Source organism: Phaeodactylibacter luteus (genome assembly GCF_007993045.1).
Classification (GTDB): Bacteria; Bacteroidota; Bacteroidia; order Chitinophagales; family Saprospiraceae; genus Phaeodactylibacter; species Phaeodactylibacter luteus.
Genome location: NZ_VOOR01000003.1, coordinates 67,859 through 87,732, shown reverse-complemented (window position 1 = coordinate 87,732; position 19,874 = coordinate 67,859). Strand labels below are relative to the sequence as shown.

16 protein-coding genes are annotated in these 19,874 nt (G+C 53.0%); 9 read left to right on the top strand and 7 right to left on the bottom strand.

Annotated elements, in window-relative coordinates:
- The first annotated feature begins 95 nt into the window (after positions 1 to 95).
- On the top strand, positions 96 to 3,347 hold the full coding sequence (locus FRY97_RS02135; protein ID WP_147165774.1) for a reprolysin-like metallopeptidase: 3,252 nt from the start codon (positions 96 to 98) through the stop codon (positions 3,345 to 3,347).
- A gap of 301 nt (positions 3,348 to 3,648) precedes the next feature.
- On the opposite strand, the gene FRY97_RS02130 is transcribed toward FRY97_RS02135, so the two are convergent.
- Complete coding sequence (locus FRY97_RS02130; protein ID WP_147165773.1) at positions 3,649 to 3,978, bottom strand: tetratricopeptide repeat protein; 330 nt, start codon at positions 3,976 to 3,978, stop codon at positions 3,649 to 3,651.
- 114 nt (positions 3,979 to 4,092) lie between these two features.
- Positions 4,093 to 4,566 carry a Dps family protein gene (locus FRY97_RS02125; protein WP_147165772.1) on the bottom strand — a complete coding sequence of 158 codons (474 nt, stop codon included), beginning with the start codon at positions 4,564 to 4,566 and terminating at the stop codon, positions 4,093 to 4,095.
- 561 nt (positions 4,567 to 5,127) lie between these two features.
- Between FRY97_RS02125 and FRY97_RS02120 the strand changes: the two genes are divergently transcribed.
- The 8 genes from FRY97_RS02120 to FRY97_RS02085 all read left to right on the top strand — a co-directional run bounded on the left by FRY97_RS02120 (position 5,128) and on the right by FRY97_RS02085 (position 13,998).
- A complete protein-coding gene (locus tag FRY97_RS02120) occupies positions 5,128 to 5,868 on the top strand; it encodes an electron transfer flavoprotein subunit beta/FixA family protein (protein WP_147165771.1) in 741 nt (246 codons plus the stop codon).
- Between the two features lie 69 nt (positions 5,869 to 5,937).
- Positions 5,938 to 6,900 (top strand): electron transfer flavoprotein subunit alpha/FixB family protein, encoded by a 963-nt coding sequence (locus tag FRY97_RS02115; protein WP_211356788.1) that lies wholly within the window; start codon positions 5,938 to 5,940, stop codon positions 6,898 to 6,900.
- 375 nt (positions 6,901 to 7,275) lie between these two features.
- Positions 7,276 to 7,560 (top strand): 30S ribosomal protein S15, encoded by a 285-nt coding sequence (rpsO, locus tag FRY97_RS02110; RefSeq protein WP_147165769.1) that lies wholly within the window; start codon positions 7,276 to 7,278, stop codon positions 7,558 to 7,560.
- Positions 7,561 to 7,891: 331 nt separating this feature from the next.
- Positions 7,892 to 10,051 (top strand): polyribonucleotide nucleotidyltransferase, encoded by a 2,160-nt coding sequence (gene pnp, locus FRY97_RS02105; RefSeq protein WP_147165768.1) that lies wholly within the window; start codon positions 7,892 to 7,894, stop codon positions 10,049 to 10,051.
- Positions 10,052 to 10,436: 385 nt separating this feature from the next.
- A complete protein-coding gene (locus FRY97_RS02100) occupies positions 10,437 to 11,309 on the top strand; it encodes a sigma-70 family RNA polymerase sigma factor (protein ID WP_147165767.1) in 873 nt (290 codons plus the stop codon).
- 360 nt (positions 11,310 to 11,669) lie between these two features.
- Entirely contained in the window at positions 11,670 to 12,749 is a 1,080-nt protein-coding gene (locus FRY97_RS02095) for an SH3 domain-containing protein (protein ID WP_147165766.1), read from the top strand.
- A gap of 10 nt (positions 12,750 to 12,759) precedes the next feature.
- Entirely contained in the window at positions 12,760 to 13,440 is a 681-nt protein-coding gene (locus tag FRY97_RS02090; RefSeq protein ID WP_147165765.1) for a hypothetical protein, read from the top strand.
- 126 nt (positions 13,441 to 13,566) lie between these two features.
- Positions 13,567 to 13,998 carry an NUDIX hydrolase gene (locus FRY97_RS02085; RefSeq protein WP_147165764.1) on the top strand — a complete coding sequence of 144 codons (432 nt, stop codon included), beginning with the start codon at positions 13,567 to 13,569 and terminating at the stop codon, positions 13,996 to 13,998.
- A 354-nt stretch (positions 13,999 to 14,352) separates the two neighbouring features.
- On the opposite strand, the gene cmk is transcribed toward FRY97_RS02085, so the two are convergent.
- The 5 genes from cmk to queA form a co-directional block, all read right to left on the bottom strand.
- Entirely contained in the window at positions 14,353 to 15,018 is a 666-nt protein-coding gene (gene cmk / locus FRY97_RS02080; protein WP_147165763.1) for a (d)CMP kinase, read from the bottom strand.
- A gap of 78 nt (positions 15,019 to 15,096) precedes the next feature.
- Positions 15,097 to 16,608 carry a hypothetical protein gene (locus FRY97_RS02075; protein WP_147165762.1) on the bottom strand — a complete coding sequence of 504 codons (1,512 nt, stop codon included), beginning with the start codon at positions 16,606 to 16,608 and terminating at the stop codon, positions 15,097 to 15,099.
- Positions 16,609 to 16,806: 198 nt separating this feature from the next.
- On the bottom strand, positions 16,807 to 17,028 hold the full coding sequence (locus FRY97_RS02070; RefSeq protein WP_147165761.1) for a DUF2795 domain-containing protein: 222 nt from the start codon (positions 17,026 to 17,028) through the stop codon (positions 16,807 to 16,809).
- Between the two features lie 295 nt (positions 17,029 to 17,323).
- On the bottom strand, positions 17,324 to 18,535 hold the full coding sequence (locus FRY97_RS02065; RefSeq protein WP_147165760.1) for a hypothetical protein: 1,212 nt from the start codon (positions 18,533 to 18,535) through the stop codon (positions 17,324 to 17,326).
- Between the two features lie 218 nt (positions 18,536 to 18,753).
- Positions 18,754 to 19,818 carry a tRNA preQ1(34) S-adenosylmethionine ribosyltransferase-isomerase QueA gene (gene queA, locus FRY97_RS02060; RefSeq protein ID WP_147165759.1) on the bottom strand — a complete coding sequence of 355 codons (1,065 nt, stop codon included), beginning with the start codon at positions 19,816 to 19,818 and terminating at the stop codon, positions 18,754 to 18,756.
- Positions 19,819 to 19,874 lie beyond the last annotated feature (56 nt).

Genomic DNA, 19,874 nt, shown 5'->3' with positions numbered 1-19,874 from the left:
AGCTTTGGCGTGCTGAAAAATCAAACCGCTGCGGGGAGCTTCTTCCGGCAGGCGGCACTTGCTGTAAAGCTAAATCATCAAACTTTGGACTTCGTATGAAAGTAAAAGCTATCCTCACGGTATTGCTCACATCCTTTGCTATATTGACAGCTGCGGCACAGCAGCGGGCGCTCTGGCAGGAGGCAGATCTGCCCGCCGAGATAAGCCCTGAACGGAAAATCGTTCCGGAAAAAGCCCGGGCCATCTCGATGGACCGAGCCGGCTTGGCAGCCTATCTGCAGCAGGCGCCTATGGAATCTCCCGATGGGCTGCATGGTGGAGGGCTGTTGCTGCACCTGCCCACTCCTGATGGCGGAGAGGAGGCCTTCCGGGTTTTTCAGGCGCCCATTATGGCCCGGGGGCTGGCCCGTCAATTCCCTCAAATAAAAACCTTCAATGGCTTTTCAACAAAAGATGCCCGTCGGTACCTGCGTATGGATTTGACGCCCAAGGGTTTCCATGCCATGGTCATGGCGGGGGAGGAGACCTATTTCATCGATCCACTCTATCACGATGACCGGCAGAGCAGCCTGCATCAAGCTTATTTCAAAGCGGACTATGCATCGGCAGAGGCTTTTGTCTGTGAAGTAGAAGGCCACCATCAGCTCGGCAGGGCAGGGGGGCGCACCCAGGCTGCGGTAGTGGGCGAAGAGCTGCGTGTTTACCGGCTGGCCGTAGCCGCAACGGGCGAGTATACGCAGTATCATGGAGGGACTGTAGAAGATGCCATGGCTGCCATCGTAACGACTATGAACCGCGTAAATGGCGTGTATGAAACCGATATTTCTGCCCGGATGATGCTCATCGACAGCAACCAGCTCATTGTGTATACGGATGCAGGGGCGGACCCCTACTCCGGGAGTTCTGGCAATCACCTGGGGCAAAACCAGACGAACCTTGATGCGGTCATCGGGAATGACAATTATGACATCGGCCATGTTTTCCATCAGGCTGGCGGCGGCGGGGTGGCTTTCCTGCGCTCCCTTTGCAACCCCAACAATAAAGCTCGCGGGTTCACATCTCAGAGCAACCCTGTGGCCGACCCGTTCGATATTGATTATGTAGCCCACGAGATAGGCCATCAGTTTGGGGCCAACCATACGCAGAACAACAATTGCAACCGGGTGCAAGAAACTGCAATGGAGCCCGGCAGTGCCAGTACCATCATGGGCTATGCGGGCATCTGTGCGCCCAACCTTCAAAACAATAGCGATGCCTACTTTCATGCCGTCAGCCAGGAAGAAATGATAGACCATACTGTCTTTGGCGGTGCCAACGGCTGTGCAGAAAAGCTGCCCACTGGCAATACGCCGCCAGTAGTCGAGGCGGGCGAGAACGGGCTCTTCCTCCCGGTGCTTACTCCTTTCGAGCTGACGGGCACAGCCACAGACTTAGAGGGAGACTCCCTGACGTTTTGTTGGGAGCAGTATGATGTAGGCCCTTCCGCTCCGCCCAACCAGCCACAAGGCAATTCGCCTATCTTCCGGAGCTTTTTTCCAACCGCTGACTCCACGCGTGTTTTCCCGCGTTTGCAGGACTTGGTGAACAGCACAACAACCATAGGAGAGCATCTGCCCGATTACAACCGTGGCTTGCGTTTCCGGCTGACGGTCCGTGACAATCACGGCTTTGGCACTGGCATTGCATTCGATGATCGGACGTTCAACGTCACAGAACAAGGTGGGCCTTTCCTCGTTACTTCCCAACAGACTGCTGAAACCTGGACCGGAGGTAGCCTGCAAACCATTACCTGGCAGGTTGCTGGAACAGATGTCGCGCCAGTAGGCGCACCGGCCGTGGATGTTTTCCTTTCCGTAGATGGAGGTTTTACCTACCCTTTTCAATTGGCAGACAGCATACCCAATACTGGCAGCGCATTGATCGTTGTGCCTGATACTTTGGAGACGGCACAGGCGAGAGTGAAAGTGAAAGGCCATGGCCATGTATTCTTCAACATCAATAGCCAGGATATTGCCATTGAGGCGCCTGCCGCACCGGGCATTGCCGCAGTAGCGCAAACAGCAATGGCTACGGTTTGTGCCGGCTCCACAGCTGACTTTACCCTTCAGGCTGTACCGGTTTTGGGCTTTGATCAGCCGGTACAAGTTTCGGTGGAAGGCCTGCCTGCGGCGTTTACAGCTTCTTTCGAGCCAGAAATCACGCTGCCGGCAAGCCTTGAGCTGAGCATCGCTGTGCCGACAGGCCTGGAAAGCGGCAATTACCCCTTCTCCGTTATATTGTCCGGGGGCGAGGAGGTAGCCGATACGGTTGACCTTAGCTTGGCCTATTTTGCCGGTGCGCCCGCTGCCCCTCTGCTGCTGGGGCCGCTCACTGGCAGTGAAGACGTAGCAGTGACGCCTGAGCTGACCTGGGAGATGCTGCCTGAAGCAGAATCGTACGACTTGGACATTGCAATGGATGCAGGGTTTACGGATATCGTCCTTTCCGAAACCGGGCTGACAGGCAATATTTACAATGTAGAGAATGCTCTTCCAGACAGCACGCTGGTGTTTTGGCGGGTGCGTGGGCAGAGCTCTGCTTGTGGAGCAGGGCCTTACGGCACGGGAGCCTTTGCCACAGAAATAGTCCGGTGTGAAATATTCCAGCCCGAAAACCTGCCCATTAGCCTGGACAATACTGGCAGCATCATCACTTCGGTCATCTCGGTAGAAATTGACCGGCCGGTGCGCGATGTGAACATTCTGAACCTGACCGGGGGCGCAAATCCGTTATCCGGGCTAGATTTCCGGTTCAGGGGCACCAATAATGAATTCATAGACCTCCTGACCGAAAACTGTAGCAGCGGCTTTGTTTTTGACTTTTCCCTTGATGACGCTGCAGGCGCAGACATCCCCTGCCCGCCAACGGGCGGCAATAGTTACCGCCCGGAAGACCCTTTGTCTGTTTTCCAAGGCGCTTCTACTGCCGGCAACTGGCGGTTGATCTTATTTAAAAGTGGGAATGTCAGTGGCTCCATTTCCAACTGGGAGCTGGAGCTTTGCTACAGTGTAGACCGTGCAACAGCTGTGGCTGAGCCTCAGGTGCTGGCGGAGCGGTCGCTAGTCGTTGCCCCCAACCCCTCTTTGGGCGATATCTCACTGAGCTGGGCCGGCCAGCCGGCGCCTGGCCAGCCTGCCCAAGTACAGCTTTTGAACTTGAATGGACAGATCGTACATCAAGCTGCTTGGGCTGCAGGGCAGAGCGCTATGCAGATGGATGTCCAAGCGTTGCCTGCAGGCTTGTATATTGTGCAGGTTCAGGCCGCAGGCGGGCAGCTGTTGGGTGTATCCAAGGTAGTGAAACAGTAAGAGGGGCGCAAACCAAAATGCCGCAGTCGTTTAAGCTTCTCGGGCTACAGGCGGGCATTGGCCTAGCGCTGTGCAGGGGTGGCCGAAGGCCAGACCCGAGGCCTGTAGGGCGAGGGGCCGAGCGGATAGCGAGCCCCGGAGCATAGCGGCACCTGCCCGTTGGGGCAGGGGCAGGCCCCCATCCTTGCGGAAGGGGCAGGCAAAAAAAGACAATCTGGTTTGCGACCAGTAAGATTTCCAATTAGGCTCTAAGTTAGGCCTTTGGCCAATAAGGGAGGGGGCGTGGATTGCGCCCCCTTTTTTACTCAAAATCCTCTTCGTCTCCCAGGGCTAGCCTAGCCCCTGTGAGCTCGCTGAGGGCATGTTGGTCGCCAACCGACTTGGCCGCCTCCATGCCAGTGGTGTAAGACCGGAAAGCAAGGGCTGGCTCGCCAAGGCTTTCATAAAGCTTGCCCAGGTGGTAGTAGGTGCCGATGTATTGAGGGGACTGTTCTTGTAGCTGTAGGTACCACTTTAGGGCATCCTCCTTGCGCCCGTACTTTTCATGCTCTTTAGCGATGGCAAAACGGAGGAACTCATCCTTGGGGCTTTGCTGATGCATTTCTAAAAGTTGTTGCAGGCGGTCTGACATAGCGTTCCGTTTTGCCAGAATTAACCCGCAGCGATGGGAAAACGTTTAGGGCGGCAGCCCAAAAAAGGAGGGCCAACAGCTGAGGCCAAGGCCACAGGGGCTTTCATGCCGCCCTTACCCCAGATAGGCGGTATACATCCAAACCAGTTTTTCCTGTTCGCGGATGTAGTCGCTCATTAGCGCGTTGGTGCCTTCGTCTTCTGCTTCCCCAGACAGTTCAAGCAGCTCCCGCTGTTGGCTGATGAGCGCAGACAGCGACTGCTGTATATTGCGCACGGCTTCGTCCCCGTCAGTGATTTTCGGGCTTTCTGTGATGCCGGATTTCTCTTGGTAAAGGGAATAGCGGTGCTCAGGGGAATAGCCCAGTGTGAGGATGCGCTCGGCCACCTCGTCGATTTTTACGAGGAGGTCGTTGTACAGCTCTTCGAATTTGAGGTGGAGCTCAAAAAACTTCCGGCCTTTGATGTTCCAGTGAAAGCCACGGACGTTTTGGTAAAAAATACCATAATCAGCTAACAGTATGTTGAGTTTTTCTGCCAGCTGCTCTGCAAGTTCTGGCTTCACGCCTATCAATTTTGCTTGTTCCATAAGGTACTGCTTTTTTGGTACTGTTGATGGGGCAAAGGTGCAGTAAATAGCGCTGCGGTGCAGTGACATGCCTCACGTAAGGCAGCCATTTTCGCAGCAGTCCGTCAACTTTTGTATGGGATGATTGTTTTTCATAAGTGTTTAGCGAATTTTCGCTAGCGTAAATATAGATGTCGTTAAAAGTGAGTATGTTTACGCTCCGAAATAATCAGAAAGCCCGGCAGGCTTTCCCCGCCTTGGGGAAGGTTGCGGTCCGCCAACTCAAAATTTATGATCTCTGACCTGCTGTTTTTCTACCTCACGGCGCCCGCCTGCGTACCGCAGGTAGGCAGGTTCAAAAGCCCCACCGGCTTTCCCGTTGGGCCTTTTTACCAGGCTTCGTGCAGGCATGGCCTGCATTCCGCTCCGCGCCCACTTCGTGGTTTTGCCCCTGCTTGCCCGGCAGCCCCTGTTAGGCAGTTTGGCAGCTGAAAAACAGCTTCGCCATAATTTCATAAGTTTTGAATCGTGGGGCCTATAAGCGAGAAGCCCTGCCAAGAAAACCAATTAAAAATATACTTCATGAAGCTACTGGTTTGTGTCAGTAAGACCCCTGAAACAACGGCCAAGATTGCATTTACCGATGGTGACACTCAATTTGATGCCACTGGCGTTCAGTTTATTATGAACCCATACGATGAATGGTACGCACTAGTGCGCGCCTTAGAGCTGAAGGAAGCTCAGGGCGGCTCGGTTACCGTGATCAATGTAGGCCCTGCCTCAAACGATACCATCATCCGTAAAGCTCTGGCTATAGGCGCGGACGAAGCGGTCCGTGTGGATGCAGAGCCCTCGAGCTCAATGTTTGTGGCACAGCAGATTGCCGCTTACGCTAAAAAAGAGGGTTTTGACGCGGTATTCCTGGGCAAAGAAACGATCGACTACAACGGCTCCGAAGTGGGTGCGATGGTTGCAGAGCTGATGGAAGCCCCCTTTGTTTCTTATGCTTCCCATATGGAAATGGACGGGGATACAGCCACTATCACCCGCGATATTGAAGGCGGCAGCGAAACAGTAGAGGTGAAAGCGCCTTTCGTCCTCAGTGCGGCCAAAGGGCTGGCCGAGCAGCGCATTGCTAATATGCGGGGCATCATGATGGCGAAGCGCAAGCCGCTGAAGGTGGAAGCACCTGTAGAAGCGGATGACCTTGCGGTAGCGGTTCACTATGAGCTTCCTCCTAAAAAAGGCGACGTCAAGCTGATTGACCCTGAAGACATGGACGAGCTGGTGCGCTTGCTCCACGAAGAGGCTAAAGCCATATAAGCGCCAAACAGGTGCTAAGGCAGCTGCAGATTTTCTTTATTCTCTGAACCTTCGAAATCGAAATATATAATGGTATTAGTATTAGCAGAAACGCAGAACGGGCAGTTCAAAAAGGCAGCCTACGAGCTGGTGCACTATGGTTATCAAACCGCTCAAGCTATGGGCACAAGCTGCGCAGCTTTGGTATTGGGCACGGCTACAGGTGCTGAAGTGCTGGGCAAATACGGTGCGTCAAAGGTTTACCATGTCTCAGATACCGCCTTGGATCAATTCGATAGCCAAGTATATACCGCTGTGATCGCGCAGGTGGCTGAAAAGGCAGGCGCAGGCACTATCGTTGTTGGCCATACTTCATTGGGCAAATCTCTGCTCGGGCGCTTAGCCGTACGGCTGAAAGCAGGCTCTGTGCCTGCGGTGAATGCTGTGCCGGTAGTTGATGGGGGCGTTTTCAAAGTGCGCAAGCCGGTATTCTCCGGCAAGGCATTCGCCACTTACGAAGTCCGGTCAGATAAAAAAGTATTGTCTCTTATGGGCAACTCCCTACAGCCGCAGGAAGTGGGCAGCGAGGTTGCTGTGGAAGCGCTTTCTGTAGACGTGCCTGCGCCCAAGGTGACGGTGAAGGAGGTAAAGCGGATGGAAGGCCGTACCCCTCTGCCAGAAGCTGAGCTCGTGGTATCTGCAGGGCGCGGCATGAAAGGGCCCGAAAATTGGAATCTGGTGGAAGACCTGGCCGAGCAGATGGGGGCGACTACAGCTTGCTCCCGCCCCGTAGCTGATGCAGACTGGCGCCCGCACCACGAGCACGTTGGGCAGACCGGAGTTGCTATCCGCCCGAACCTTTACATCGCGATCGGCATTTCGGGGGCAATTCAGCACCTGGCCGGGGTGAACAGCTCCAAGACCATCGTCGTCATCAACAAGGACCCCGAAGCTCCGTTTTTCAAGGCGGCAGACTATGGCGTAGTCGGTGACCTGTTCGACGTTGTGCCCCGCCTCACGGAATCGATCAAGAAGTTCAAGGCTGCGAACTAGGCCAGCTGCAACACCACCAAGATGATCGGGCGCAAACCAGAGTATCGTTTTTTCCTGCCCAGCCTGCTTCGCGGTATGGGCCTGCCCCTGCCGAAAGGGCAGGTGCCGCTATGCTACGGGGCTCGCTATCCGCTCGGCCCCTCGCCCTACAGGCTTCGGGTCTGGCCTTCGGCCACCCCTTCGCAGCGCTAGGCCAATGCCCGCCTGTAGCCCGAAAAGCATAAACGACTGCGGCATTTTGGTTCACGCCCAGATGATCCTGACAGGGGAGGAGCTGATTAAATGCAGCTGCTCCCTTGTTTAATTCAGGAATTCCCTTACCTTTGCGCCGCTGTAACTGATTTTCGTAATCACTAACGGTCTTAAAACTTAATCATGGCAGAATACTTATCTAAAGACAAAAAGGCTGAAATCTTCACAGAGTTCGGCGGTTCTGACAAGAACACAGGATCAACAGAGGCTCAGATTGCCCTGTTCACTTACCGTATCAAGGAGCTTTCTAAGCACCTGAACGACAACAAAAAGGACCACGCTTCCCGTAAGGCCCTCCTTACTTTGGTAGGCAAGCGCAAGCGCCTGCTGAACTACCTGGCGAAGAAGAACCTTGAGGGTTACCGCGCATTGATCGAGAAACTCGAAATCCGGAATATCCGCCGATAAAAGCAACAAGAAGCACTTCTCTAACGGGAAGTGCTTCTTGCGTTACAGGGAGCTTCTATTTTTTAGTTGGAATAGCCGCTAATCCTCAGAAAATATTTATATTCGCTCCCGACTAAAAAGGAAAAGAAAATAGAAAGATTACGGAAGTTGGGCCGAAAGCATGTGCCGGCCGCGAAGGATGATGACCTCCTGCCATTCACCGCAATAATGATTCCTCCCTCAAGCGTTGTATCCACTTGCCAGCTAACTGCGAGTTGCCGGAACATAATGAACTCAGCCCTGATCCCGTTCAATCTCCATTGATCACGTAGCAAATTAACTTAATTTAGAAATGGGACAACAGATTCCAACCACCACGTCCTTTGACTTGCCCGACGGCCGCACCGTTATTATCGAAACGGGCAAACTGGCCAGTCAGTCAGACGGCTCCGTCGTTATCCGCGTAGGCGATACCATGCTTTTCTGCTCGGTTGTATCCGCCAAAGAACCTAAAGAAGGGCAGAGCTTCTTCCCGCTCTCTGTAGATTACCAGGAGAAGTTTGCCGCTGCGGGCCGCATCCCGGGCAACTTCTTCCGCAGGGAAGCCAAGCTGTCTGATTATGAAGTGCTGATCTCCCGCTTGGTAGACCGGGCCATACGCCCGCTTTTCCCTGATGGGTATATGAACGAAACACAGGTCATCATCAACCTGATTTCTGGCGAGCCTGAAGTCCTGCCCGATGCATTTGCGGCTCTTGCTGCTTCTTCGGCCCTGGCTGTTTCAGACATCCCCTTTGCCGGCCCTATCTCTGAGGTGCGCGTGGCCCGCATTAATGGGCAGTACATCGTCAACCCATTTAAGTCTGACTTGGAAAATGCTGACCTCGATATCATCGTTGCAGCGACTATGGACAACGTCATGATGGTGGAGGGCGAAGGCAAAGAAGTGCCTGAAAGCGCGTTGGTCGAAGCCATCAAGGTCGGCCATGAAGCGATCAAGGTACAGTGTCAGGCACAGTTGGCATTGGCAGAAAAAGTAGGAGAGAAAGCCACTGTCAAACGCGAATTTGTATCGCCACAGGCTCCTGATGAGGTGAAAGCCATTATCGAGAGCGAGACTCGGGATAAAATCCACGCTATCGCAGCGGGCAATCTCGATAAAAAAGAACGCAACACCAGCTTTAAAGCCATCATCGAAGAACTGCTCGCTAAGCTTGAGGAAGAGCGGGGAGAGGAGTTTATCGAAGAGCATGGCAGCTGGCTCAAAGAATATTACAACAAATTTAAGAAGGAGGTCATCCGCGATATGGTGCTCACTGAGAAGCGCCGCCTTGATGGCCGTGCCTACGACGAAGTACGCCACATTTGGTGCGAGGTGGATTACCTGCCTGCAGCCCACGGTTCTGCCGTTTTTACCAGAGGTGAAACCCAGTCGCTGACTTCCCTTACTCTGGGCACTAAGCAGGATGAACTGATGGTGGACAAAGCTATGGAGCATGGCTTCTCCAATTTTATCCTGCACTACAACTTCCCTGCTTTTTCCGTTGGCGAAATCAAGCCAATGCGCGGCCCGGGCCGCCGTGAAGTTGGGCACGCCAACCTCGCAGCCCGCTCCCTGAAGCAGGTCCTGCCAGACGAGATGCCTTATACCCTGCGTATCGTATCCGATATCCTGGAGTCCAACGGTTCTTCCTCTATGGCTACGGTTTGTGCCGGTGCGCTTGCGCTCATGGACGGCGGTATCAAAATCAAGGCCCCTGTAGCGGGTATCGCTATGGGTATGATTTCGGACGGCAAACGCATTGCTATCCTTTCTGATATCCTTGGCGACGAGGATGCCCTTGGCGATATGGATTTCAAGCTCACGGGCACTGAAAAGGGAGTGACTGCCTGCCAGATGGACATCAAAATTGATGGCCTGCCTTATGAAGAACTGGAGAAAGCGCTTGAGCAGGCGCGTGCCGGCCGCCTTCATATCCTCAATGAGATGAAGAAGACCCTCGAAGCGCCGCGCGAAGACCTTAAGCCGCATGCTCCGCGCATCGTGGAAATCCGGATTGACAAAAGCTATATCGGCGCTGTTATCGGGCCGGGCGGCAAAGTCATTCAGGAGATTCAGGCCGAGACCGGCACCGTCATCAATATCTCAGAAGAAGGAGACGAAGGGGTGGTCAGCATTGCCAGCGAAAACAAAGAGTCTATCGACAAGGCGCTCGAGCGCATCCGCCGCATCACTTTCACGCCTTCTGTAGGCGATACCTATGACGCAGTGGTGAAAACGGTCATGCCTTATGGCGTCTTTGTCGACTTCATGGGCAAAAGCGGCCTGCTGCACGTTTCTGAAATCTCCCACTCCCGTATCGATAAAGTGGAAGATGTCTTCCAAGAAGGGGACGAGGTGCGTGTGAAGCTCATCGGCGTAGACAAAAAAACAGGTAAAATCCGGCTGTCCCGCAAAGCTCTCCTGCCACGCCCGGGGCGTGAGGGTGGCGACCGCAACGACCGGGATTAACCGGCCAGCCTTTTAGCAAAGGCTTTGTGAAAAAGAGCAACCGGGCGCTCCTTTAGTTAGGGGTGCCCGGTTTTGCTTATGCGCCATCTTGAGGCACTAGGGCAAAAAATTTAGTGGGAACCTTTTTGAACGCATACTTGTATTTTATACGGATACCTCCTGAACGGGGTTTTTCCGCTAACCGTCAAGTTTTTTTCCTTTGGGCAACTTTTCAGCTAATTATTCCGTATTTTAACAAAGGAGAAAGCAGTATTACCGGAGACCGAATCCCGGAATTACCGCCTGCGTATTGTACACTTTGTTGACAAACAAGGCACTTCCGAGCCACCGGGGCGTCCTCTGCCCGCTGCTTTTTAGCCGGGAAGTACCCTAAATATCGTAATGTATGCGTCAGTTAAAAATTACTAATAAAATTACTGCCCGGGAGAGCCTCGCCCTGGATAAGTATCTCAACGATATTGGCAAAATCCCAATGCTTGCCCCGGAAGAGGAGGCTGAGCTGGCCCGCCGTATCCGGCAAGGGGATCAGGAAGCCTTGGATAAGCTTACCCGTTCAAACCTCCGCTTCGTCGTTTCGGTGGCCAAACAATATCAGAATCAAGGTTTGTCGCTCAGCGATCTCATCAACGAAGGGAACGTAGGGCTGATGAAAGCTGCCCGCCGTTTTGATGAGACCAAAGGCTTTAAATTTATTTCTTACGCGGTCTGGTGGATCCGGCAATCTATCTTACAGGCCATTGTTGAGTACTCCCGTATCGTCCGCTTGCCCCTGAATAAGGTGGGCTCTTACAACAAAGTCAATGAGGCCTTCCTTTCTTTTGTGCAAGAATTCGAGCGGGAGCCTACGCATGAAGAGCTGGCCGATTTGCTGGGCATCAGCCCTAAGGAAATTTCTAATATGCTTAAGGGCAATGGCCGCCACGTTTCAGTGGATGCGCCGATGAGCGGTGAAGACGGAGACTCCACAATGCTGGATGTGATCTCAGCGGATGAAGAGGGCTCTGCTGCCCCGGATGGCTCTCTGATGGAACAATCGCTTAAGGATGAAGTGCAGCAAGGCCTGTCTATCCTTTCCCCAAGAGAGGTAGAGGTGCTGTCTTCCTACTACGGCCTCAATGGGCACAAATCATTGACGCTGGAAGAAATAGGCGATTTATATGGCCTGACCCGCGAACGGGTCCGGCAGATTAAAGAGCGTGCTATCCGCCGCCTGCGCAAGTCTTACAACCGGAATGCACTGAAGTCCTATTTGGGGTAGCTTTAGTGCCCCGCAGAGGAGTTGGGCTTGCTGGGCGTAAACCAAAATTCGCAAGCGTTTGTGCTTTTCGGGTTATAGCTTGGCGTTGGCCTAGCGCTGCGAAGGGGGGTACGCCCGATAGGGCCGAGCGGATAGCGAGCCCCGTAGCATAGCGGCACCTGCCCGCTGGCAGGGGCAGGGCCCCATCCTTGCGACAGGGGCTGGCCTCATTCCGCGAAGCAGGCTGGGCAGGCAAAAACGATAATCTGGTTTATGCCAGCTTACTTGCCCCGCTCGTCTGAAGTAATGTGGATAAAAAATCAGGCCCGTTTGCCATTGCAGATGGGCCTTTCTTTTACAAAAAACACAATCCTCTTTTTTATGGCCCGTCAGCATTTCTGTCTTCTTGCCATCTTTATGCTTTTAGGCTTTGGGCCGGGCTGTTCGGGTGATGGGCCCGAGCCGGATACTACAGCACAGCAAAAAACGGCACCACCTTCTGGCCGGCCTGCGGTAGTAGAGATGCCGTTCAGCCAGGTCAGGAAAGGCCCTGGCACCATGCAGGAAGCAATCGCTACACTTTCTGAAGGGGATACCCTTTGGCTGAGCGGTGAGATAGGGCAGGAGCTCACCCGGGTCAAGGTAGGGCAACGCACTTACGAGATGCCGTGGGTGCACTGCTACCTGAAGGATGGAAGAGAAGGGTGGGTGCACCCAACTGCTATCCGCAATAGCCTGCCGGTAGAAGAATGGGTTGCGCTGGCCGCAGGCGCCGATGAGGCCCAGATGGTGAGGGCGTACGTAGCAGCCTTCTCGCAGCGGCAGCAAAGCGCTGCTGCAAACATCACCGCCCTGTTAAAAGGGCAGGAGCTGTGCAGAGCGCTCACGCAAGCCGCAGCGCAAAAACCGGAAGCACAGTTTGCTTTGCTCAGAGGGGCATTGCCTGCTGTCGTACCTTCGGCTGGCCCTAACGGGCAGTTGTCCTTTTATCTTGACTATCGGGTTTTCGGGGGCGCGGCTATGCAGACCTTGGAGTCAGCTGATGACGATATGCTAGAAGTTTTTTTCTGCGCTTTCCCTGTTGACAGCATTGGCTATGCGCTAGGCAGCTGGCAGCTGGAGGACGGCGCGGGCAGGGTGTTCAGCCTGCTGGGAAGGGGCAGGCATCTGCAGCTCTTGAAGCTTTTGGACGAGGCGGCAGGGCAGTCAGATGAAGCAGGGGAGGAGCTCGGCCGGCTGAAAGGGGCGATTTTCAACGATGTTATTGCTCCGGGTGTTTTATATTGGGAGCCAAAAGAAAAAGCCCTAGCGGAGCTGACAGAAATATACCACGCACCGCTCTCAGTTGTCCACCCTGCCGATACTGCGATCATCGGTGGCGTTCTGCGTTCATGGGCTGCCGCTCCGGATGGAGATCAGCGATTTAATCATCGGGCAGGCGTTCTGCTGCCTATGGAATGAAAAAAGGCTTATGGGATTTTTTGCACTCATTACGTTATTAGCGGTCCTTGCTGGGGTCTTGCTGTTGTGGCGGGCATTATCGAACTTGCCTCCCGGAGAGAAAAAAATGTTCAAGGACCTGGAAGAACTGCGTATGGAAATGCAGGATTGGATAGGGGGAAGGGAGCTAGTCCCCCTCAAACGGGAAGAGATGGACGCTTTTTCTCTCAATCAGGTGGAGCAATCCTTCAAAAAGCGCTCGGGGAAAAAGGGGCGCGGCATTTTCACCACCATCTACCACGAGCCGGTCATGGCATATAGCTTCCGAGAATACAGCGGCAACAGCGGTCAGGGCCTATTGTTTGTGCAGACTGCGGAGAAGAGCTACTCTTTCGTAAAAGGCAAAAATGGAGTCCGGATTGCTGCAGGGAATACCGAATTAGGCACCCTTAAGGCAGATGATATTTTATATAGTGCAAAGAACGGCAAGCCGCTTGCTCGTCTGGGGCAATCTGCCAATCAGCTGTTGCCCGTCGTATCTGAAGAGCGGGAGCTCGGGAGCATCGTCTTGCCGATGGCAGGCAATGCTGTGGGCAAAGAGCTGAGCGAGAGGGCTTTCCAGTTTGTGCCGGATAATTTGTCTGAAGAAGAACGGGACGTATTCCTGTCTTTGGCGGCGTTAGAGCTCGTAAAACAGGCAAGGGGCCAATAGCCTGTATTTGGCAATGTAGCTGGAATGGCCTAATTTGCGTGATTATGTTGCTGCAGGCCAAAACCAATCAGCAGCATTTTTGTTTCTAAGCAAATTCGCGGTTGACCGCCGCCCAACGCTATAGTTATGAGTTTATCTAAAAAAGCTAATCTGATCATTTACCGCTTCCGCGAAAAAGGCCTGGAGGTGTTCTTGGTCAATGATGACAAAAGCGGGCAAGAAGAGTCTTGGGGCATCCCCCAAGGCGAGGTAAATGACAACCGGTCTCGTTCTCTAATGGAGGAAGACCGCCTCATAGAGCTTGACCCTGTGGCTCAGGAAAGCGGAGATTTGGAAAACGCTATGGCTGTCGAAGGCGACTGGCATGAAATCCCTTCCCTCAAAGCGATGCTTGGAGAGGATGCTCAATATCTTAAAGACAAACTCCGTTCTATGGAGGAGAAAGGCACTTATTTCGTAGTGAAGGAAGCTTTCAAAAAAGTCCTTCCTCATCAGTATAAGTTCCTGAAAGAGCTAAAAGACATTCTTGCGGACCGCAATTCTGTTAAAGACATCTAGATGTTTTCGGGGCTTTACCTTTACAGGCCGGCCGGAAAGCTTAGCGCTCTCCGGCCGGTCTTCGTTTTAGGCTGGCCCGCGAACTTGGGCCTTTGGCGTTTCAAGAAGGCTCACCAAAGTATTTTGGGCGCAACCCCGATTGTCCTTTTTTTAAAGGCCTGCCCCTACACGATGTAATGGGGGCCTGCCCCTGCCTGATGGCAGGTGCCGCTATGCTACGGGGCTCGCTATCCGCTCGGCCCTAGCGGGCGTACCCCCCTTCGCAGCGCTAGGCCAATGCCAGCCTAAAGCCTGGAAAGCATAAACGCCTACGGCATTTTGGTTCACGCCCAGTATTTTTTGCTTCCCAAAAGCCTAAGCCGCCCCTGCCTGCCGAGCCAAAGCTATGGCTTGTTGCAATTGCGCATCCCGGTCAAGGCTAGTGTTGTCGATCACAACTGCATCTGCCGCTTTACGGAGCGGACTGTCTTCCCGGGTGGAATCGATGTGGTCGCGGTGCTGTAAGTTTTGGGCTATATCCTCAAGCGTAGCAGGCACGCCTTTGGCCTGCAGCTCATCGTACCGCCTTTTGGTACGGATTTGTGCAGCCGCAGTTAGGAAGATTTTCAACTCTGCCCTAGGGAAAACCACGGTGCCAATATCCCGGCCGTCCATTACAATCCCCTTTTCACTGCCCATTTCCTGTTGCTGTGCTACCATTGCCCGGCGCACTTCTGGCACAGCTGCTACTTCGCTCACATAATTTGATACCCGCATCTCCCTGATTTCCGACTCGACCAGTTCTCCGTTGAGCAAGGTGCGGTTGGCCAGGTCAAACCGGATTTGGATTTCACCCAATGCGCTTTTGACCCGTTGGGCGTCTTCTACAGCGATGCCGTGGCGTAGAAAATAAAGGGTGACCGCCCTGTACATTGCCCCCGAATCGATATAAGTATAGCCGAGGCGCTGAGCCAAAGCTTTTGCCAGGGTGCTTTTTCCACAGGAAGAATAGCCATCAATGGCGATAGTAATTTTATTCACAGTTCATTGCTTTGCCGGGGCCGAAGATACCGAGGAATACCAAAGATGTAAAATCGCTCCAGCTAAATCCCTCCCCAGTCAGAGAATATAAGTCTGAACCCTTTCCCAAATGCGCTCAAAGGGAATGACTTCGAGGTTGTCTATAGTGCCGTCGTAATTCATAGGGTGCTCCCGGAGCAGTTGTAGGTTTTTAGCGCTCGAAGTGACCTCTTCAGGCTGAAAGCCAGCTTTTGCGTATTTTTGTAACAGCCGTGCAAATTGCAACGGGCGGTAGTAGTCATCCTTGCGCAATTGCCGGCTGGCAAATTTTTTGAGCTGCTCGATCCGGTCGCCTGCTTCCCCAAACTTTCGCCTTTCCAGCAAAAACAGCACCTGAAGGGCAAGCATATGCAAAGTAAGGACTTTCTGCTCGCGGGGGTATATGGCAGGGTGGTCTAAGACTTTAGAAGCCCGGTAGGCCTTATCTTTTTGCATCAACAAGATTTTATTGCGCTTGCCCTCCGCCTCGATGATGTAGTTGACGTACCCATCGAAGATATGCCATTTATCTTGTACCGCAGCTGAGAGTTTCCTGAACCGGGAATGGCCAAAGCACTCCCGGAAAATGGCGACCGCCTGGGTAAAGTTCTCTGTGTGCATGGCGAGCAGGAAATAGTACTCCATAAAAGCAAACCACTCTTCGCTGCCTTTATCGAGGTCCTTAAGGCACTGTTCTGCCGTAGTCCGCCCGTCCCGGAAATTTTGCAGGTGCAGGAAAGCCGACATTTTTAGTGTATGGAAAGCAATGAGCTTCTTATGCTGTTTGTAGACCGGGTTGTCATTCACATATTGAATGCCCTGCCGGCAGACTTCTATCATTGCTTCGTACTGCTGCTGCAGCTCATAGTAATGAATCCACACCAGGTACATATTGAAGCGCACCACAGGGGAGTGCTGCTGTTCGGTCAGTTTGACCAGCTGTTCTCCATAAGATCTGATCTCTGGCAGCTTTGTCAGGGCATCCACCTTTGGGAGTTTCATCATAAGGGAGACCTTTTGGAGAAGCTCTTCTGAGGTCAGCTCGGCCTGCAAAACAGGAAGGTAGGCGTCAATATGAGCCTGATACTCTTCAAAGCTTTTGAGGTCGCCTTCGGCTGCGCTGTGCTCTCTCAGTATCCGGGCGCTGTTCACGATAATATCGGCAAACTGGTATTTCAGGCTGGCGGTCAGGATTTGCCGGGCCAGTTGTAGGGCAGAAAGGGGGGCATCGTACCACAACAGTGTTTTGACCAGGGTCCAATCTTTATGGCAGGAATAATAAGCCCGGTCATAGTCAGCGGTTTTAGGCAAGTTGATATCGAGAAAGAAAAGCGTATTGAGGAGGCGTTTGCGGAAGCGCGATTTGAGCTGCCGGTACTTCGCATCTGTGGGGCCACAGCCATAAAGGGCTTGGGCCGCTTCCCGGTCGTTTTTGAATTTTTGATCCCTCAGCGCTTCGTAGAACTGATTGAACATACTGTTCTTGTGCTTCAGGGAGTGGTCGTCAAAGATTTCAATTTTCCGCACTTTCCGTTTAGTTACGACCCGCGCAATTTCCAGTAGGTTTTTCATTTTTTGGCTGTTGTGGTACAGTGAGGGGAGAATCTCCCCTTTCTGCTTAAGAAAGGAACTAGCCTACCGGCTGACACCATTACCGGTAATTTGTGACAGTGAAGTTGGGGAAAAATGTGTGCAATCCCAAATAAAAAAGGTTTTGCAGTACACTGCAAAACCTTTTTTTAGGGGCTATAGCCTGGGGTTGCGAAACAGCTAGTATTCGTCTTCGTTGAAGAGGAAGTCATCTTTGCGGGGATAGTCTGGCCAGATTTCTTCTATGCCTTCGTAGACTTCCCCCTCGTCTTCCATTTGCTGCAGGTTCTCGATAACCTCAAGGGGTGCACCTGAACGGATGGCGTAGTCAATGAGTTCATCACGAGTGGCTGGCCAAGGTGCATCCTCCAAGTGGTACGCCAATTCAAGAGTCCAGTACATATATCGGATTATTTATGTGTTTTCCTAAAACATTCAGAACGAGGGGCGCGGCTTTATCAGGTTTTCCCCTGTCTTCCTGTGCATTGCATCAATGAGACAGGGGCATCATAAGCTGCTGCTGCAAGCGGCACCCACTAACGAACGGCAAAAGTAAAAAACCTGCCCTACTAACCAAATACTGAGCGATTTATTTTTCGCCGGAGCAGTAAATATTTTACCCAGCTGATAATGAGCAGTATGCCCTGCGGACAGCTAGGCTGCGGCCAGCCTCCTTTTTTGCCATGCGGTATCCTAGTCAAGGGTAGGCTTTCAATATGCGGAAGGGGCTTTTCTCATAACCTTGGGGCACGGTCCCTATGGATTGGGAATAGGCCGGCCCGGTCGGGTCACAGAAATAATAGTTCCTGTTTTCATAACGGACAGCCTCCCCCTTTGTTTGCGGCAGCGCAACGGCCAGGGTGAGGTGGTCAGGGAAAGCGACGACGAGCATAGGGAGCCCAAGCAGGTGCTTGCTGAGCTGCACGTAAAGGGCAACCCGGTCTTCGCAGTCGGAATAAGGGTGCAGCAGCACTTCTTCGGCTGACATAGGGCGGCTGTAGCCAAACTGTGCGTGGTCTTCTTGGTAAGCGAAAGCAGAACGGGTGAAGGCTGCCAGGAAAGCCGCTCGCTGTTGTGGGCTTTTCCCCATCATTAGCTGTTCCAGCTGGGGGATGAGTGTGCGCTCCAAAGCTGCTGAGAGCGGTATGTCAAGGTAAGCGGTTTCATCCAGCTGAGGGTATTGCTCCATTAGCATCTTCATGGTAGCATCTACGGTCACCTCTAGGTGCTGCCATGCTCCGTCTGCCAAAAACTTCAGCTGCTGTTGTTCTGGCCGGGGGCGCAGCAGGGGCAGGCTCTGAAGCCCAAAGCGGAAAGAAGCGCCATTGGGGTTGGGCTGGAAGAGTATAAAATACAGCGGTGCCCCGTCTTCCTGCACGGCCTGGCGTTGAGTGCTCAGATTGAAATAGGTGCGCCCGCCGTCATTTACGAGCGGTACCCTGAAGAGGTGCTCATCGCTATAGGCATAAAGGTAGACTTCCTTGGCGCGGTAGCCTATGCGTACGTCCATGCCGGATTGTGCCAGCAAAAACCAGACGGTCAGTGTGCGGTCAGCTTTGCTGCGGTGGGAGAAAGTCTGCTTTATAGCCGCTTCTATCAGCTGGTAATAGAGCCAGTCGTTGAGTTTTAGGGTCCTGCGTACTTGCCGGAGGCTGTAGAGCAGCGGATGGTAGTTGCTTTTTGCAAGCTGATGATAAAAGTGGGGTATGCCATGGTCATCGATGGCAGCTGGGGAGGGCGGCAGGAATTGGGCAGGGTAAGAAATACGGATGTGCTCCCCCCAGATCGGGACAAGCACTTCTTTGATAGGATCCGTACTGCCGGGGGTAGCCCCACAAAGGAAAATCGGCAGCAGTAACCCAAAGGCAAGGCTTGGGAATATCCGTGAGTAGGGGTGTCCTTGTTGCATAGTTCAGTGCTGAAACAGCTCTTGAAGCTGGTGTAAAGTTTGGGGTTTACACAGGATAATAAGCAGCAAGGGTTAAAGCCCGAAATATGCCGGGCTTAATGTTCTTTGTGGGCAGCCTTCAGTTCGTAGGCTTAGCGCTCTAAATATGCTTTGAGCAGAAGCAGTGTGGGCACCCTGCTGCCGGGCAGCAGGGCCAAGATAGCGCTTAAATTCACAGCTTACAGGATCAGCATTGCGTCTCCGTAGGAAAAGAATCGGTAGCCTTCTTTCAGTGCTTGTTTGTAGGCCTCCATGATCAGGTCATACCCTCCAAATGCGCACACCATAATCATAAGGCTGGATTTTGGCAGGTGGAAATTCGTGACCATGGCATCGGCTATGCTGAACTCGTAAGGAGGGTAAATGAAAAGGTTGGTCCAGCCTTCCGCTTCCTTCAGCAAGCCTTCAGCCGAAACCGCCGACTCAATGCTCCGCATCGTTGTCGTGCCTACGGCACATACCCTATGCCCTTCAGTCTTGGACCGGTTCACCGTGTCTACCGCTCTGTCCGTTATCCGGAAGTACTCCGCGTCCATTTTATGCTTAGACAAATCCTCCACGTCGATACTCCGGAAAGTGCCCAGCCCGATATGAAGGGTCAGCTCAGCAAATTCAACGCCTTTGATTTCCAAGCGCTTCATCAGCTCTTCGCTGTAGTGAAGGCCCGCAGTGGGCGCTGCAACAGCCCCTAATTCTTTGGCGAATACCGTCTGGAAACGGTCCCGGTCGGCGGGCTCCGCTTTCCGGCCGATCTCTTTGGGCAGCGGGGTAGTCCCTAGGCGGTTGAGGTCGCGCTGAAAAGCCTCGTCCGAATCTTCGTAAATAAACCGGATGGTCCGCCCACGGGAAGTGGTATTGTCGACAACCTCTGCTACGAGGACTTCATTGCCGTGCTCGTCGCAAAAGTAAAGTTTGTTGCCAACGCGTATCTTCCGGGCGGGATCTACTAGTACATCCCAAAGACGGGAATCGCTGTTGAGCTCCCGCAACAGGAATACTTCTATATCCGCTCCAGTCTTTTCTTTCTGCCCGTAAAGGCGTGCAGGGAAAACCTTTGTATTGTTGAAGATCATGGTATCTCCCTCGTCAAAATACTCCAAGATGTCCTTGAACTGGCGATGTTCGATTTTGCCACTATCTCTGTGAATGACCATCAGCTTGGAATCATGCCTGTTTTTTTCGGGGTGCTTGGCAATACGGTCTGACGGCAAGTCAAAATCAAATTGAGACAGTTTGGTCCTCATGCTTAAAGTGCTTTTTCGGATTTGAGTTCAGAGGCAGTAAGGCGGGGCCACTAAGA

Bases quoted from the DNA above. Each gene is read 5' to 3' on its own strand.
- FRY97_RS02065 (WP_147165760.1), bottom strand. From the start codon at position 18,535: ATGCAACAAGGACACCCCTACTCACGGATATTCCCAAGCCTTGCCTTT.
- FRY97_RS02095 (WP_147165766.1), top strand. From the start codon at position 11,670: ATGGCCCGTCAGCATTTCTGTCTTCTTGCCATCTTTATGCTTTTAGGC.
- queA (WP_147165759.1), bottom strand. From the start codon at position 19,818: ATGAGGACCAAACTGTCTCAATTTGATTTTGACTTGCCGTCAGACCGT.
- rpsO (WP_147165769.1), top strand. From the start codon at position 7,276: ATGGCAGAATACTTATCTAAAGACAAAAAGGCTGAAATCTTCACAGAG.
- FRY97_RS02135 (WP_147165774.1), top strand. From the start codon at position 96: ATGAAAGTAAAAGCTATCCTCACGGTATTGCTCACATCCTTTGCTATA.
- FRY97_RS02085 (WP_147165764.1), top strand. From the start codon at position 13,567: ATGAGTTTATCTAAAAAAGCTAATCTGATCATTTACCGCTTCCGCGAA.
- pnp (WP_147165768.1), top strand. From the start codon at position 7,892: ATGGGACAACAGATTCCAACCACCACGTCCTTTGACTTGCCCGACGGC.
- FRY97_RS02070 (WP_147165761.1), bottom strand. From the start codon at position 17,028: ATGTACTGGACTCTTGAATTGGCGTACCACTTGGAGGATGCACCTTGG.
- FRY97_RS02125 (WP_147165772.1), bottom strand. From the start codon at position 4,566: ATGGAACAAGCAAAATTGATAGGCGTGAAGCCAGAACTTGCAGAGCAG.
- FRY97_RS02120 (WP_147165771.1), top strand. From the start codon at position 5,128: ATGAAGCTACTGGTTTGTGTCAGTAAGACCCCTGAAACAACGGCCAAG.
- FRY97_RS02115 (WP_211356788.1), top strand. From the start codon at position 5,938: ATGGTATTAGTATTAGCAGAAACGCAGAACGGGCAGTTCAAAAAGGCA.
- FRY97_RS02130 (WP_147165773.1), bottom strand. From the start codon at position 3,978: ATGTCAGACCGCCTGCAACAACTTTTAGAAATGCATCAGCAAAGCCCC.
- FRY97_RS02100 (WP_147165767.1), top strand. From the start codon at position 10,437: ATGCGTCAGTTAAAAATTACTAATAAAATTACTGCCCGGGAGAGCCTC.
- FRY97_RS02075 (WP_147165762.1), bottom strand. From the start codon at position 16,608: ATGAAAAACCTACTGGAAATTGCGCGGGTCGTAACTAAACGGAAAGTG.
- FRY97_RS02090 (WP_147165765.1), top strand. From the start codon at position 12,760: ATGGGATTTTTTGCACTCATTACGTTATTAGCGGTCCTTGCTGGGGTC.